General features: G+C 54.9%; 13 protein-coding genes. 2 read left to right on the top strand and 11 right to left on the bottom strand.

Annotated elements, in window-relative coordinates:
- Window positions 1–2 precede the first annotated feature (2 nt).
- The 8 genes from IBT54_RS19105 to rfaD form a co-directional block, all read right to left on the bottom strand.
- Window positions 3–1136, bottom strand: a complete 1134-nt coding sequence (locus IBT54_RS19105; protein WP_201252755.1) for a glycosyltransferase family 4 protein — start codon at window positions 1134–1136, stop codon at window positions 3–5.
- Window positions 1129–2205 carry a putative lipopolysaccharide heptosyltransferase III gene (gene rfaQ, locus IBT54_RS19100; protein WP_061061129.1) on the bottom strand — a complete coding sequence of 359 codons (1077 nt, stop codon included), beginning with the start codon at window positions 2203–2205 and terminating at the stop codon, window positions 1129–1131. The genes IBT54_RS19105 and rfaQ overlap by 8 nt, the downstream gene beginning before the upstream one ends.
- Window positions 2206–2278: 73 nt before the next feature.
- Window positions 2279–3265 (bottom strand): glycosyltransferase, encoded by a 987-nt coding sequence (locus IBT54_RS19095; RefSeq protein WP_236263513.1) that lies wholly within the window; start codon window positions 3263–3265, stop codon window positions 2279–2281.
- A 329-nt stretch (window positions 3266–3594) separates the two neighbouring features.
- Complete coding sequence (locus IBT54_RS19090; RefSeq protein WP_201252754.1) at window positions 3595–4599, bottom strand: glycosyltransferase family 8 protein; 1005 nt, start codon at window positions 4597–4599, stop codon at window positions 3595–3597.
- 9 nt (window positions 4600–4608) lie between these two features.
- On the bottom strand, window positions 4609–5685 hold the full coding sequence (locus tag IBT54_RS19085; RefSeq protein ID WP_201252753.1) for a glycosyltransferase family 9 protein: 1077 nt from the start codon (window positions 5683–5685) through the stop codon (window positions 4609–4611).
- Window positions 5682–6659, bottom strand: a complete 978-nt coding sequence (gene rfaC / locus IBT54_RS19080; protein ID WP_201252752.1) for a lipopolysaccharide heptosyltransferase RfaC — start codon at window positions 6657–6659, stop codon at window positions 5682–5684. The genes IBT54_RS19085 and rfaC overlap by 4 nt, the downstream gene beginning before the upstream one ends.
- Window positions 6647–7702: an ADP-heptose--LPS heptosyltransferase RfaF gene (gene rfaF / locus IBT54_RS19075; protein WP_033784299.1), complete on the bottom strand. Its 1056-nt coding sequence runs from the start codon at window positions 7700–7702 to the stop codon at window positions 6647–6649. The genes rfaC and rfaF overlap by 13 nt, the downstream gene beginning before the upstream one ends.
- A gap of 17 nt (window positions 7703–7719) precedes the next feature.
- Complete coding sequence (rfaD, locus tag IBT54_RS19070; protein WP_033734492.1) at window positions 7720–8652, bottom strand: ADP-glyceromanno-heptose 6-epimerase; 933 nt, start codon at window positions 8650–8652, stop codon at window positions 7720–7722.
- A 230-nt stretch (window positions 8653–8882) separates the two neighbouring features.
- Between rfaD and IBT54_RS19065 the strand changes: the two genes are divergently transcribed.
- Window positions 8883–10079, top strand: coding sequence for a glycine C-acetyltransferase (locus IBT54_RS19065; RefSeq protein WP_107319156.1), 1197 nt, complete (start codon window positions 8883–8885; stop codon window positions 10077–10079).
- A 10-nt stretch (window positions 10080–10089) separates the two neighbouring features.
- Window positions 10090–11118, top strand: a complete 1029-nt coding sequence (gene tdh, locus IBT54_RS19060; RefSeq protein WP_013359493.1) for an L-threonine 3-dehydrogenase — start codon at window positions 10090–10092, stop codon at window positions 11116–11118.
- Window positions 11119–11149: 31 nt separating this feature from the next.
- On the opposite strand, the gene IBT54_RS19055 is transcribed toward tdh, so the two are convergent.
- The 3 genes from IBT54_RS19055 to IBT54_RS19045 form a co-directional block, all read right to left on the bottom strand.
- Window positions 11150–12061, bottom strand: a complete 912-nt coding sequence (locus tag IBT54_RS19055) for a hypothetical protein (RefSeq protein WP_201252751.1) — start codon at window positions 12059–12061, stop codon at window positions 11150–11152.
- Window positions 12054–13283, bottom strand: a complete 1230-nt coding sequence (locus IBT54_RS19050; protein ID WP_013359491.1) for a glycosyltransferase — start codon at window positions 13281–13283, stop codon at window positions 12054–12056. The genes IBT54_RS19055 and IBT54_RS19050 overlap by 8 nt, the downstream gene beginning before the upstream one ends.
- Before the next feature lie 103 nt (window positions 13284–13386).
- A complete protein-coding gene (locus IBT54_RS19045; protein WP_013359490.1) occupies window positions 13387–14289 on the bottom strand; it encodes a divergent polysaccharide deacetylase family protein in 903 nt (300 codons plus the stop codon).
- Window positions 14290–14292 lie beyond the last annotated feature (3 nt).

The raw sequence follows: 14292 nt of genomic DNA, 5'->3' as shown, positions 1-14292 counted from the left end.
TGTCAGTTGCTACTCACTACCTGCTGATAAAGCGAAGTCAGCGCCTGCGCCAGCCGTTGTGGACCATAAAGCTCAATTTTTCGCCGTGCCGCGTCACCCATTCGTGAATCGACGGAAAGTGCCGGTATGGCGTTAATTGCCTCATTTAAGCCATTGATATCCAAGGCATCACAGACGAAGCCTTCCTGACCAGCAGTAATAAATTCCGCGCCACCGCAACCGGTGCTGGTAATTACCGGTAAGCCGCAGGCCATCGCCTCCAGCACCACATTCGGAAAGGGATCATAGAGCGTGGGCAGCAACAGGCCATCCGCCGCGTGATAGAACGGCTGCACATTCTGCTGTACGCCGACAAAGCGCAGGCGGTCCAGGCAGTGAAGCTGGTTTGCCAGCTGCTGATAACGTTGTAATTGTTTATCCTGGCCCACCACAATCAGATAACGATCGCTGGCAGCCAGCGCCTGTATCGCCGCTTTCAGTCCTTTGCGCTCAAAGCCGGAGCCGACATAAATCAGTACGGTCGCGGCATCGGGCAGTGATAGCTGCTGTCGGGTGGCGCGACGGGTTGCTTCCGTGGCGGGCTGGAAACGGCTGGCATCGATAGCGTTATGAATGACATGGATTTTTCCGGCGTCGAGCGAAAAGCAGCGCAGGATATCGCGCTTAACCATCTCTGAATTACAGATCACCGCTTTCAGCGTCGGAGAGTTGAACATCTCCGCTTCCGCCTGCAGAACATAGCGGTGATAAGGACTGAGTGCAGCACTCAGCCGTTGCCAGGATGACACGATGCGGGCGCGCTGTTCCAGCCACACGCGATGCACGCCATCACCCGCACGGAAAATGTCACAGCCCGCGATGCGCTCATGGCTTTGTACAATATCAAACTTTTCGCGCTCCCAGCAGGCGCGTGCTGCCCGGGCAAAACCGCGCTCACGGGAGACCCGGCCTAGCTTTGCCGGATTACAGATATGCAGATGCCAGTCTGGGTTGGGCGTGCCCTGCCAGCTGCGGGTAATGATGTTGAGATCGAGCTTTTCGCTGCCCAGCGCCTCCAGCGCGCGTGAGATAAAACGTTCAGCACCGCCATCCGGACGATATTTCTGCCGGACAATCGCCAGCCGTAACTTACTCATTCAGGTAGCTCCTCGCTGCCGCGACCACATCCGTTACCGGAATGGCCGAGAGATAACGCTGGTCAGTTTTGGTGTCGATGGAATCGGGTGAGGGCAGCGGGCCATAATCGCCCGCCCAGATAACCTGATTGTTGTCACCCCAGGGCCGCCAGTGCTGCAACTTGGTCGGGCCAAACAGCGCAATGCAGGGGGTTTCAAGCGCAGCAGCCATATGCATCGGCGCAGAGTCGACGCCAATAAACAGACGGGCATGATCGATCAATGCCGCCAGCTGCGGCAGCGTGAACTGACCCGCCAGCGAAACCACATCCTTTGATACACAGAGCGCGCGAATGCGGTTAATCATCGCCAGCTCCTGCTTGTCCGGCCCGGCGGTCAGCACCACTTTGCGGCCCGTCTGCGCCAGCTGATCAAGTGTGGCTGCAACGCTCTCCTCTTCCCAGCATTTAAAGCCCCAGCGTGAGGTCGGCTGCACCACAATATAGGGCGCGGTAATATGATGTTCCGCCAGTCGGGCCAGCACGATTTGCCGATCAGCGTCGCTGTAGTGCATTGAGACGCGTGCGCCATCGCTGCTGATGCCGAGGGGCGCCAGCGCCGACATATTCTGCTCAACGGTATGCAGTTTGCTGTGATTGTGTGTGGGGACCAGGCAGTTGTGACACCATCGCCACAGCACGTTATCGCGTTTTTTATAGGCAAAACCGATGCGAACGGGTGCCGCAGAGAGACGGGTAATCTGGGCAGCGCGCCACTGATCGGCCAGATTGATCACCAGATCATAATGGGCGTCGCGCACGGCGCGAATTAATGCACGCTCATGGCCCAGCTTGCGCCAGGTGCCCTCCTGCTTCCATTTGCGATCGATGACGTGCAAATGGCGGATGGCCGGATGCGCTTCCAGCATCGGACGCGTTTCCTGATAGAGCAATACGTCGATGCTGGCCTGCGGATAACGCTCATGAAGCGCATTGATGGCGGGCGTTGTGAGCAGCATGTCACCATGATGGCGCAGCTTAATCAGTAATATATTTTTTGGAGAGAAGTTTGCTGGAATCAGGCTGGCCATAAACAAGAGTTCTCAGAATTCAGTGAACCGATTGTAGGGCAAACCCTTTTTAGGATAAAGCCAGCCTCAAAGGTTATTTATCACGCCAGCGATAGAGCCGCGCCAGCCATAACAGCAACTGATACCACTGCTTAATTCCCCGGGCATTACGTAGCATGCGCAGGTGTGTACCGGTCGTGAACAGATCGGCAATGATTGCCTGGCGTGCGCGGGCATCAGGCTCACGTCTCACACTGTGGCAAACGCTGAGCGCTTCATGCGTTACCTGATAGTGAAACGACGGGTAGATCTTCACGCGGTCACGATAACGGGTGTTTAGCTCTTCCAGCAGCCGCGCAATCTTCAGGTAGTGACGCTGATATTCCACGTTGCGCTCGCCGGTCCGTTTGCGGTTGCTGATGGAGGCGTCGTGCATATAGTAGCGATAGAGCACTGCGTCGGTATACCGCACGCGTTTCGCCAGCAGCATAAACTCGGTGGTCCAGGGAATATCCTGATGATGCAGGCCCGGTTCAAACTGCAACTGATGCTGCTCAATCAGTTCCCGACGATAGATCCCCAGCCAGACCACATGCATATAACGATGCGTTTTCAGCGCGGTATTGAGCCAGTCGGCACCGCTCAGCACCGGCGTGCTGCGCAAACGGTCCAGCGGAATCAGCGGTTTTACCCGCTGGCTGTGTTTGAAAAACCACTCGGCGTTGCACTGTGCCGCATCCAGATTGTCCGCTTCTGCCATCGTTACCAGCGTCTGATACATCTCGGGCTGCATGGTGTCATCTGCATCCGGGAAGGTGACATATTTCCCGCGGGCTATCGCCAGACCGGCGTTACGGGCGCGCGACACGCCGCCATTTTCCTGATGAATCACACGAATATGAGCGTGCTGCTGTGCATACAGGTCAGCGCGCTCACCTGAGCCGTCGGTTGAACCGTCGTCGACAATGATGATCTCCAGCGAGACCAGCGTCTGCGCCAGCAGAGACTCCATGAACTCATCAAACATGCTGCCCGCATTGAACATCGGCGTAATGATACTCAGCAAAGGAGAAGTACTCATCACACTATCTTCACCCGCGTTGAATTCACTGCGAAAGGGCATTGCCTCGTCATAAATCATTTCCAAATCAGCAGAATGGAATCAGGAAGTTAACGATTATAAGACGGTGTAGCTTTCCTGCTTTACTAAAAACCACGCCCGACAATAATAATGCGCTATATGCGCTTTTTTTACGCAAAGTCGCTTTACAGGTAAACAGATTATTATGCTGGTGTTCATTCAGCGTCTTTTTTATAAGAAATGGTGGTAAACAGCAGGCGGGATAAATGACGGGAAAGTCAGGCGCTGAAATAACCGCGCCCGTATCAATTATGATAAACCTGAGAGCGCTATTGCTCGCTCTGCTTAAAAAACTTGAGACTGACATACTTCATCATCCAGCTCATGCTTTCAGCATACTGTTTCTGATGCCACTTGATGCGGGAAAATCGCTTCATCTCTTTATAATGTCTCGGTGTATCAAGCGGTTGTGAAGCCCAGGGGGAGCGCTGGTAATAGCGGTAGTAGAGCTGAGCAAGATCGCTGCCCGCCCAGGCATGCCAGGGTTTGCATTTACCGGTGTAGTGAATCATCACGGTGTCCGCTGGAACGGCAGTATGATCCCAGACTTTATTGGCGATGATGTCGTAAATATAGTTATAGCGGTCCGGCAGGATCAGAATCTCATTCTCCAGCACGATATTCAGCGCATCCTGATCGGGAAAACCAAACTCTGCGCCCTGCGTCACCAGCACGTCAGTAATGCGCGCCGTAGTCTGCCTTTCGAGCCAGCGCGGAATATTGATCAGCATAAAGCCGGAGTTGAAATAGTGATGATGCTTCAGCCCCAGCCTTGCGCACTGGTTCTGCCGCGCACGTGGTGTGTCGTTACAGGCCGCCAGCGTGTAATCCGCGATATCCAGGGCGAACAGGGGCGAGTAGTCACCCACTACAAGCGTGTCAGCATCAATATAGATCACCCGATCGCTGTAGCTCGCCACAGTTTCAGGGATCAGGAAGCGGTAGTGGATGCTTTTAGGATAGCGACCCACAGCAGGCAACTGATCAACCCAGGCACTGTTAAAAATATGCAACGTAATCGCCAGACGGTGGCCTGTGGCCAGCAAGTGCAGTTTTTCCACATCTTCATCACGCAGGGAATCGGAGAAAATATGGGCGTGGAACGCGGTATCAGGATGATGATGGAGAAGTGAAAACAGCGTAATGCCCAAGCCACGCGCATAGGCGTGGTTGATGCCAAACGCAACGTGAACCGGATTATCATCCGTGTCAGCAAGCGTGTTGACCAGCAGCTGACTTTGCTGAACGGCATCAGCAAGAGGGGTAATTGCCATTACGCTTTACTATTCCAGATTATGAGTAATAAACGTTTGTATTCTAGTCAGTTTATCATGATCCAGCCCGAATAATTTTTCAGCGGGCTGATCAAACTTAAAACGGGTAGCAAAAACGAACGTCGAGGCCGCAATATTATCGGGTCCGATAAACAACACGTTATTGACCGGACGCTGCTCCCTGACTTCACACGGCCCGTAAAGCATGATCACCGGAATCTGCTGGGCATCAGCAATATACGCATTGCCAGAATCAGAGGCGATATAGAAATCCATCTGCGCAATGGCCCAGGGAACCTCTTCCAGTTTCAGCTCACCAATCAGGCTGACGATATTCTCTTTGGGGCCGGTCAGGCTCAGTAACTCATCCAGCCACGGTTGCTCAGCCGGTGGGCCAAAGACATAAAAGGTACAGGGCAACTCAGCCAGCGCCGCCATCAGCTGCTGCCAGATGCTGGCAGGAATGGTTTTGGCCCGATTACCGGCAGAAATACTGATACCTATTTTAATACCGCTGCACGGATTACGCAGCGCGGCGGGCGGCTCAGCCGGCTGCAAGAGCGGCGAGGTCGCATGTTTGGGAAAATCGGTATAGCGGTAGTCACGGTTAATCAGTTTCAGATAACTGTCGAGCGTTAAATCCGTTTTGCTATGGTCGACAATGCCGCTGGCGCTGCGATAGAAGGTTGCATGATAGGACTTACGCACATAGGTGCGCAGAAACTGCTTGTTCGGTGCGTTACATAACGCGGCGAAAAACAGGTTCACGCTGTTGGGCTGTACCAGATAGACGTTGTCATAACGGTTCATCAGCGTGAACGCGAGCTTCAGTTTGGCAAAAAAGCTGCGTTTAGCATCTTCAATCAGAAAGTAGCGGCTGACCGTGTCATCGTGACGCGCCAGCGGCTCGACCGCCTTGCTGATCAGCAGTTCAGACTGACCCAGGGCGCGCAGCATCGGGGTGATATTGATGAAATCACCTATCTTTGCCGTCTGGATGATTAAGCTGCGTCCGGTTGGACGGTAAAACAGCCGCATTACCGTCCGCAAAGGCACCAGCAGCAGATAGATCAGCACATAGTTCATGGCGTATTTTCCCTGATAACAGCCTGAAGTTTTTCTGCCACCGCGTCAGCAGTCAGCTCCGCCAGATTATGATTCGGGGCGCTCAGTGCCTGTTGGTTCTGCCCATAACCACCAATCAAACCAGGATCGGTCGGGCCATACAGCGTGAGGTTGGGACGATCCAGTGCCGCCGTCAGGTGACTTAATCCGGTATCGACCGAGACCACCGCCCGTGCGCCCGCCAGCTGTTGGGCTATCGCTTCCAGCGTCAGCTTAGGCAGCACCTCAACATGCTCAAAGCCTTCAGCAAGACGCAAGGCGCGTTGATGCTCATGTTCTGCACCCCAGGGCAATTTCACCCGCAGCCCGCTGGGCTGCACCAGCTCAATCAGCTGACGCCAGTGGGATTCCGGCCAGTGCTTGTTGTCACGTGTCGTGGCATGCAGAAAGACCAGATAATGATGTGCGTCAGCGGACATATGATGCAGAAAGTGTCCGGCAATCGCGTAGTCACCCTGACTTTGCGGCTTTTCATAGCCCAGGCTTTTGGCGAACAGTTCACGCGTTCGCTCAACCGCGTGTTGTCGCTTACTGACTTCATGGCGGACGTCATACCACCAGCTGGCAAACGGCTCACGCGCGCTACGGCTGTCCTGCCCGTGCTTTAACCCTTTCGATAAGCGGGTAACCAGCGCGGCACTTTTGATTAGCCCCTGCGCATCAATGACGACATCGTACTCACGCGACTGTAACGCGCGCTTAAACAGCACTCGCTCTTCACGCTGCTGACTGCCAAACCAGTGTTTGCGCCAGCGGCGGATTGCGACCGGTAACACCTTATCGACCGCAGGATGCCAGCCAGGGATCTGCGCGAAGTTCTCTTCCACCACCCAGTCGAAACGGATGCCGGGGATAGCATGCATCGCATCGGTCAGTGCCGGCAGTGAATGCAGTACATCGCCCATTGAAGAGGTTTTAACAATCAGGACGTGCATGGCACCTCCTGTGGTGCGAGCAGTTCGCTCAGCGTCTGATGTACGCGCTCAGGCTGAATATCGATCAGGCTCTGGTGATAGCCCTGGTCGGCATCGCCTTTACGCACTTTGTGATAGCCGGTAATCAGGCGAATAATACGCGCCTGTTTTGCAAGCGGCGGCGTAAAGTCAGGGCTGCTCGGCCCATAGAGCGCCACCAGCGGACGGTCCAGCGCCGCAGCAATATGCATCAGGCCGGAATCGTTACTGACCACGGCCCGGCATTGCGCCAGCAGAATCACTGCCTGCTCCAGCTGGGTTTCACCGGCCAGATTACGGCAGTGGCCGCGTGCATCTTCTGGCAGCGCAGCGATAATCTCGTCGCCGGTCGGGCGATCTTTGGCGGAGCCAAACAGCACAATCTGGAAGCCTTCAGCAATCAACTGACGGGCCAGCGTGGCGTAGTGATAGTGCGGCCAGCGTTTGGCCGGACCAAATTCGGCACCCGGACAAAAACCGATGATCGGACGGGTTGCCGCCAGCTGAAACTGTGCGGCGGTTTCAATCTTTTCCTGCTCTTCAACCTGCAGCTTTGGCCACAACAGCGGCTGTGGCAGCTGCGCCGCCGAGGCAACCGGTGTGTCGTAGCCCAGCGCAATGTAGCGCTCAACCATGAGTGGAAACGCGGTTTTATCCAGCACCCGCAAATCGTTCAGCAGGCCATAGCGCATTTCACCGCGCCAGCCGACGCGGCGTTTTATTCCGGCAAAGAAGGGGACCAGCGCCGACTTAAAGGAGTTAGGCAGCACATAAGCACGGTCGTAGTGACTGGCGCGCAGCACTTTCCCCAGCCGGCGACGCTCACCAATCTCCAGTGCGCCATGCCCGAGCGGCATCGCCAGCGCCTGATTCACCTCCGGCATGCGTGACAGCAACGGACGGCACCATGCCGGTGCCATCACATCAATCACTGCATCCGGATGTTCGGCCTTGAGTGTGCGATAGAGACTTTGCGACATCATCATATCGCCGACCCACGACGGGCCGATTACCAGAATTTTCATCGCCGGAGCAGCTTCCTTTATGCGTTGCGGTTCAGCCAGACCATATATTCAGCGACGCCCTGCGCCACCGTTTTAAAGGGCTTGTCGTAACCGGCAGCACGCAATTTAGTGAGATCGGCCTGGGTATAAGCCTGATAGCGTCCTTTGAGTTTTTCCGGGAACGGGATGTACTCGATCTGACCTTTCTGGTGGAACTTCAGTACCGCATCAGCCACTTCCTGGAAGGATTCGGCGCGGCCTGTACCACAGTTATAGATTCCGGAGACGCCATTTTCCCAGCACCACAGATTCACTTCTGCCACATCATCAACGTGGATGAAATCACGTTTAAAGCCATCGCTGCCTTCAAACAGTTTTGGATTTTCATCGTTGCTGATCTGCGTGTTCAGATGGAAGGCAACGCTGGCCATGCTGCCTTTGTGGCCTTCGCGCGGGCCGTAGACGTTGAAATAGCGGAAGCCGCACACCGGCGAGTTCGCTTCCGGCAGCATCTGACGGACGTAGTGGTCGAACAGCATCTTGGAGTAGCCATAGACATTCAGCGGCTGCTCATACTGGCGCTCTTCGATGAAATTCTCGTTGCGTCCACCGTAAGTGGCTGCGGAAGAGGCGTAAAGGAACGGGATCTCGCGCTCAAGGCAGAAGTGCAGCAGCTCTTTGGAATACTGATAGTTGTTCTCCATCATATACTTACCATCCCACTCAGTGGTGGAGGAGCAGGCGCCCTGATGGAAGACCGCTTCGATCGGGCCTAAATCATCGCCCGCGATCACGCTCATCAGGAACTCTTCTTTGTCCATGTAATCGACAATATCCAGGTCGACTAAATTGGCAAACTTGGTGCCATCCTTCAGATTATCCACCACCAGAATGTCGGTGTGACCGCGATCGTTCAGCGCTTTGACGATGTTGCTGCCAATCATTCCTGCGCCGCCAGTTACGATAATCATGTTGTTACCTTCAACGTTGTGGGGTGAAACAGGAGGTTTCACACACGAATACCTCACATCATAACATTTCATCAGGGTGCAGACAGCCAGATGACTCTGTAACGCGTTACGCGTACATCGTCGTGGCGTGAACTATGCTGCAAAAATGACATTCTGTTGGGCGATTTATCGTGAAGAAGCGGCCTGTTCAGTAAGATATGCCAGATTTTTGCCATCTGAGGAGAGCAATGATGCCTGCGCAATTTTATCAACAACTTCGTCAGCAACTTGATGATGCACGTCAGGAAGGACTGTTTAAACAGGAGCGGATCATCACCTCTGCTCAGCAGACGGAAATCGCGGTTGGCAGCGATCCGGCAGTGATTAACTTCTGCGCCAATAACTACTTAGGTTTAGCGAACCATCCGGCGCTGATTCAGGCGGCGAAAGAGGGAATGGATTCGCATGGTTTCGGCATGGCGTCGGTGCGCTTTATCTGCGGCACGCAGGACAGCCATAAGCAGCTGGAAAAGCGGCTGGCAGCGTTTCTCGGGATGGAGGATGCCATTCTCTACTCCTCCTGCTTCGACGCCAACGGCGGTCTGTTCGAAACCCTGCTTGATGCGCAGGATGCGGTGATCTCGGATGCGCTGAATCATGCCTCCATTATCGACGGCGTCCGGCTGTGCAAAGCGCAGCGTTATCGCTATGCCAATAATGACATGGCAGAGCTGCGGATCTGTCTGCAGGAAGCACGCGATAAAGGTGCCCGTCATATCCTGATCGCCACCGATGGCGTCTTCTCAATGGATGGGGTGATTGCAAATCTGCCCGCCATCTGCGATCTGGCCGATGAATTCTCCGCGCTGGTGATGGTAGATGATTCCCATGCGGTGGGTTTTGTCGGGAACGCCGGACGCGGCACCCATGAATATTGCGACGTCATGGGCAGGGTCGACATCATTACCGGCACGCTCGGGAAAGCACTCGGCGGCGCGTCCGGTGGCTACACCGCAGCAAAGGCCGAAGTGGTGGAGTGGCTGCGTCAGCGTTCCCGTCCCTATCTGTTCTCTAACTCGCTGGCGCCGGCCATTGTGGCCGCCTCGCTGCGGGTGCTGGATCTGCTCAGTGAAGGTGACGGACTGCGTCAGCGTCTGTGGGACAACGCCCGTTACTTTCGCGAGCAGATGACGGCGGCAGGCTTTACGCTGGCGGGGGCCGATCACGCCATTATCCCGGTGATGCTGGGTGAAGCCAGTGTTGCCCAGGAGTTTGCCCGCCTGCTGCAACAGGAAGGCATCTACGTGACCGGTTTCTTCTATCCGGTGGTGCCAAAAGGTCAGGCACGCATCCGCACCCAGATCTCTGCGGCGCACACCCAGCAACAGCTGGAGCGTGCGGTGGCGGCCTTTACCCGCATCGGCAAACAACTGGGCGTCATCGCCTGAGGAGTCCGTCATGAAAGCACTCGCCAAACTGAAGAAGGAAGCGGGCATCTGGATGGTGACCGATGCCCCGGTTCCTGAGCCAGGGCATAACGATCTGCTGATTAAGATCCGTAAAACCGCCATCTGCGGCACCGATGTTCATATCTACAACTGGGATGACTGGTCGCGCAAAACCATTCCGGTGCCGATGATTGTCGGGCATGAGTATGTAGGTGAAGTGGTCGCGATTGGACAGGAAGTGAAAGGCTTTACGATTGGAGATCGGGTTTCGGGCGAGGGGCACATTACCTGTGGACACTGTCGCAACTGCCGCGCCGGACGCACTCATTTATGCCGTAACACGATGGGTGTGGGCGTTAACCGTCAGGGCTGCTTTGCGGAGTATCTGGTCATCCCCGCCTTTAATGCATTTAAAATTCCTGACAATATTTCCGATGAACTGGCGGCAATCTTTGATCCGTTCGGCAACGCAGTGCATACCGCTCTCTCGTTCGACCTGGTCGGCGAGGATGTCCTGATCTCGGGTGCAGGTCCAATCGGCATCATGGCCGCTGCAGTCTGTCGCCACGTCGGCGCACGCAATGTGGTGATCACGGACATCAATGAGTATCGCCTGGCACTGGCGCGGAAAATGGGCGTCACACGTGCGGTCAATGTGGCGAATGAAGATCTGCGGGACGTGATGCACTCGCTGGGGATGACGGAAGGATTTGATGTCGGACTGGAGATGTCGGGCGCGCCTCCTGCCTTCCGTTCACTGCTGGAGGTGATGAATCACGGTGGGCGGATCGCACTGCTGGGTATCCCGCCGGGTGAAATGGCGATCGACTGGAATCAGGTGATCTTCAAGGGGCTTTTTATCAAAGGCATTTATGGCCGTGAGATGTTTGAAACCTGGTACAAAATGGCGGCGCTGATTCAGTCCGGTCTCGATTTAACGCCGGTCATTACGCATCGCTACGGTATCGACGATTTCCAGCAGGGCTTTGATGAGATGCGTTCAGGACGCTCGGGGAAAGTGATACTAAGCTGGGATTAAAACAACGGCCGCTGGCACGGCGGCCGCAGGATTAGCTTTGCTTCTTCTCTTCGTCGGTCAGGTAGCGCACTTTGCGCGTGTAGTCCTGGCCTTTGAAGTTCAGCGGCTGCTGCGGGTCAGCAAGGTATTTTTGCCATTCCGACAGCGGAAAGCCGCCATGCGCGCCAACCACTTCCGGCGAGATGACTGCTGACTGACCACCGATTTTCTTGGAGACCGGCCAGTTAGCCCATTCGCCCAGATTGACGGTTTTAATATCCAGCATATCCAGCAACACCGCGAGCGGCAGCTGATCGGTCGGCGGCTGGCTGTCGTTCATTAAATTCCAGGTGTCATTAAACAGCGTCAGCCACAGTGGCGAAATACGCTGCCAGACTTCACGGGTGGCAGCCAGGTAAGCGCCATTCACGTGGTCCACCAGATAAGGCCGGATACTGTGCGGATAGTAGGCGGGAATCGCCTCTTGCGGCGCACCGTCCAGCTTGGCAATCATTTTCCCCTGACGGAAGCTGGAATAGAGATGGTCCGGCTTCATCATGATCTGCGGCATCTTAAGCAGATTGAGGTCGGAATCGATCATCAGAATACCGTCGCCTTCTGCCTGCAAGGGCGCCTGCAATTTGATCAAACGACTGCGATAGATCTGCTTATAGCGATAACTCTCTTCCCGGTGCGGCACATCCAGCGTCGCCACGCGGGTTTTAGCGGGCAGGTTACCAAAGGCGTGCGCTGGCTGATCGCTGACAATCACGACCTCTTTTGCCTCCGTCGCGAAACGTGCCGCAAAATCGGCACTTAGCAAAGCCTCTTCAATATAGTCCGCGCCGGTGCAGGGAATCACGACAGACGTGACCGGCACAGTGCCCTGAACCTCTTTTTGCGAATAAGGCAGGTTATGGCGCGCACTGATATGGCGGTAACGGGGATTTAAAAAATTAAGCATGAGGTTTCTTTTTGGCGACGCTTTGCAGAATATTCTCGACGCCGCTGATATAGGTTTCAATGGCGTACTGTTCACGTACGCGTTTCGCTGCCGCATTGATCAGGCGTTGACGCAAATCCGCATCCTGCCATAGTGCGGTCAGGTGCTGGGTCAGTTGTACCACGTTGCCATAATCAAACAGCAGCCCGGTTTCGTCATGACTGATCAATTCGGCAGTGCCGACCACACGGGAGCCCACAACGGCGGTATTTACCAGCATCGCCTCCAGCACAACCCGGGGTAAGCCTTCACTGCGTGAGGCCAGAATAAACGCATCAAAAGCCGTGAGGTAATCGAGAGCATTGTTCTGAAAGCCCGTAAAAACCACGTGATGCTGGATGTTCTCTGCAGTCGCAAGTTGCAGCAGATGCTGAAGTTCCGGACCTGCGCCGACAATCACCATCCGCCAGTCTGCATCGGGATTGGCGCGTTTAAAACGGCCCAGCGCCTGCAGGATATGGTGATTAGATTTGCGCAATATCAGAGAGCCGATAGTGCCAAATACGAAGGTCGAAGGGGAGAGTTTGAAACGCTGGCGGACTTCAAGGCGGTCGGGCAGAGTCTGGTGAACGTCGATGGCATTACTGACGGTAAAACAGCGTTCCGCATCGATACCATGGCGACGCAGGGTGTTATTGACGCCCTGAGATACGGCAATCACAGCCTGGCAATCCTGATTCACCATGCTGACCAGCCGCGGTTCCAGAACCGGATCGATACGGCAGTGTTGAACCACCGCAACGTCAAGGCTGCGCGCGGCCAGATAACCTTCCACATTAGTACTGGGCTGGTTATTCATATAGAGCGTGTCGAAGTTACCCAACTGCAGCAGGGAATTAATTTTGCTGGCATTAGGCATAATTCGCCAGCGCGTATCAATCTCGTCGATAACACGCTTCTTAAGCTTTTTGTTGAAAAACAGCAGCGCCCGCACGGCTTCTTTAACAAGTTTTGCCCAGCGTGGCTGTTTGATTTGCGGAATAAAAAAGACCGGAATGGCCAGCGCATTCAGCGTGGCCTCAATCGTTTCGTCGTTACCACGGCTGTAGTTGTGGTAGAAGCAGCAGGTGATATCAAATTTTTGACGATCGATACGTTTCAGCAGCTCCAGCATACTGTTGGTGCCGCCGCCCCACTCTCTGCCGTTATCCAGCAGCAGGATTTTTTGTTTATTTATCGTCATCCCTATCACTGTTTCCGCACAGCCCGTTATTGTCCGACCCTGGATTATAGTAATTTCTGCGTATAAATGAACGCTAAGCCTGAGACTTAGCATTCATAGCAAATCAGAAGAGATTTTTTAGCGTGGTAAACAGTGGGCTGTGATTCACACTTTCAGCGATTACCGCTAAGGCTCGGGTCGCCGGAACCGGTGCCAGTGGCTGTTTCGCTTTACACAGGCCGGCAGGTTGGAAGCGTGGTGGCACCGGTTTTGCCGGAGCGGCAGGCGTCGGTGAGCCGCTTCGCAGTGATTCGTTCAGCAGCTGGCTGGGGCGAACCAGCGTAATGTCGGCTGGCAGCGTGGGTAACATCTGCTGCAGCACCCGAACGGTAGTCGGATGGGGATGGCCAATGGCAATCGCATAACCGTCGCGCTGCGCCAGCTTCACCGCCCGGCTGAACTGCTGGCGAATGGCGTTAATATCCTGGCTGTCATCAAGGAATACCCGGCGTTTTAACACCTTGACCTGGGTACCCTGCGCGGCAGGTATCGCCTGACTGTTAGCGATGGTCATGCTATCCAGGAAGTAGAGATTGTAGTGGTTCAGCGCCTGCATCACTTTCTGCATGCCGGGCAGGCTTGAGGTCATCCTGCTGCCCATATGGTTGTTCAGACCGACGGCATAAGGCACGTTGTTAACCGCATTACGCATGATGCGGGTAACCTCTTCACTGCTCATCTCCGGCGTTAAGGTATCTTTTTCCAGCGGCTGTTTGCTGAGCGGCGCCATCGGCAGATGGATCAGGACTTCATGACCACTCTGATGTGCTTTAGTCGCCATCTCATGCGCATGGGGTGCGTTGGGCAAGACCGCCACTGAAATGGCCTGCGGCATCTGCAGGACTTTGTTCTCTTCGGCAGGGCGATAGCCGACATCATCGATGACAATGGCCAGTTTGCCCGCCTGTGCAGCATAGCTGAACAGTAAGGCGCTCAACAGAACGGAGATTTTTCGACGTTGCAGCAAAAC

The sequence above is a fragment of the Pantoea sp. S62 genome (assembly GCF_016658625.1).
GTDB lineage: Bacteria > Pseudomonadota > Gammaproteobacteria > Enterobacterales > Enterobacteriaceae > Pantoea > Pantoea vagans.
Note: the sequence above shows the minus strand (reverse complement) of the source record. Positions and strands in the feature narration are given on the sequence as shown.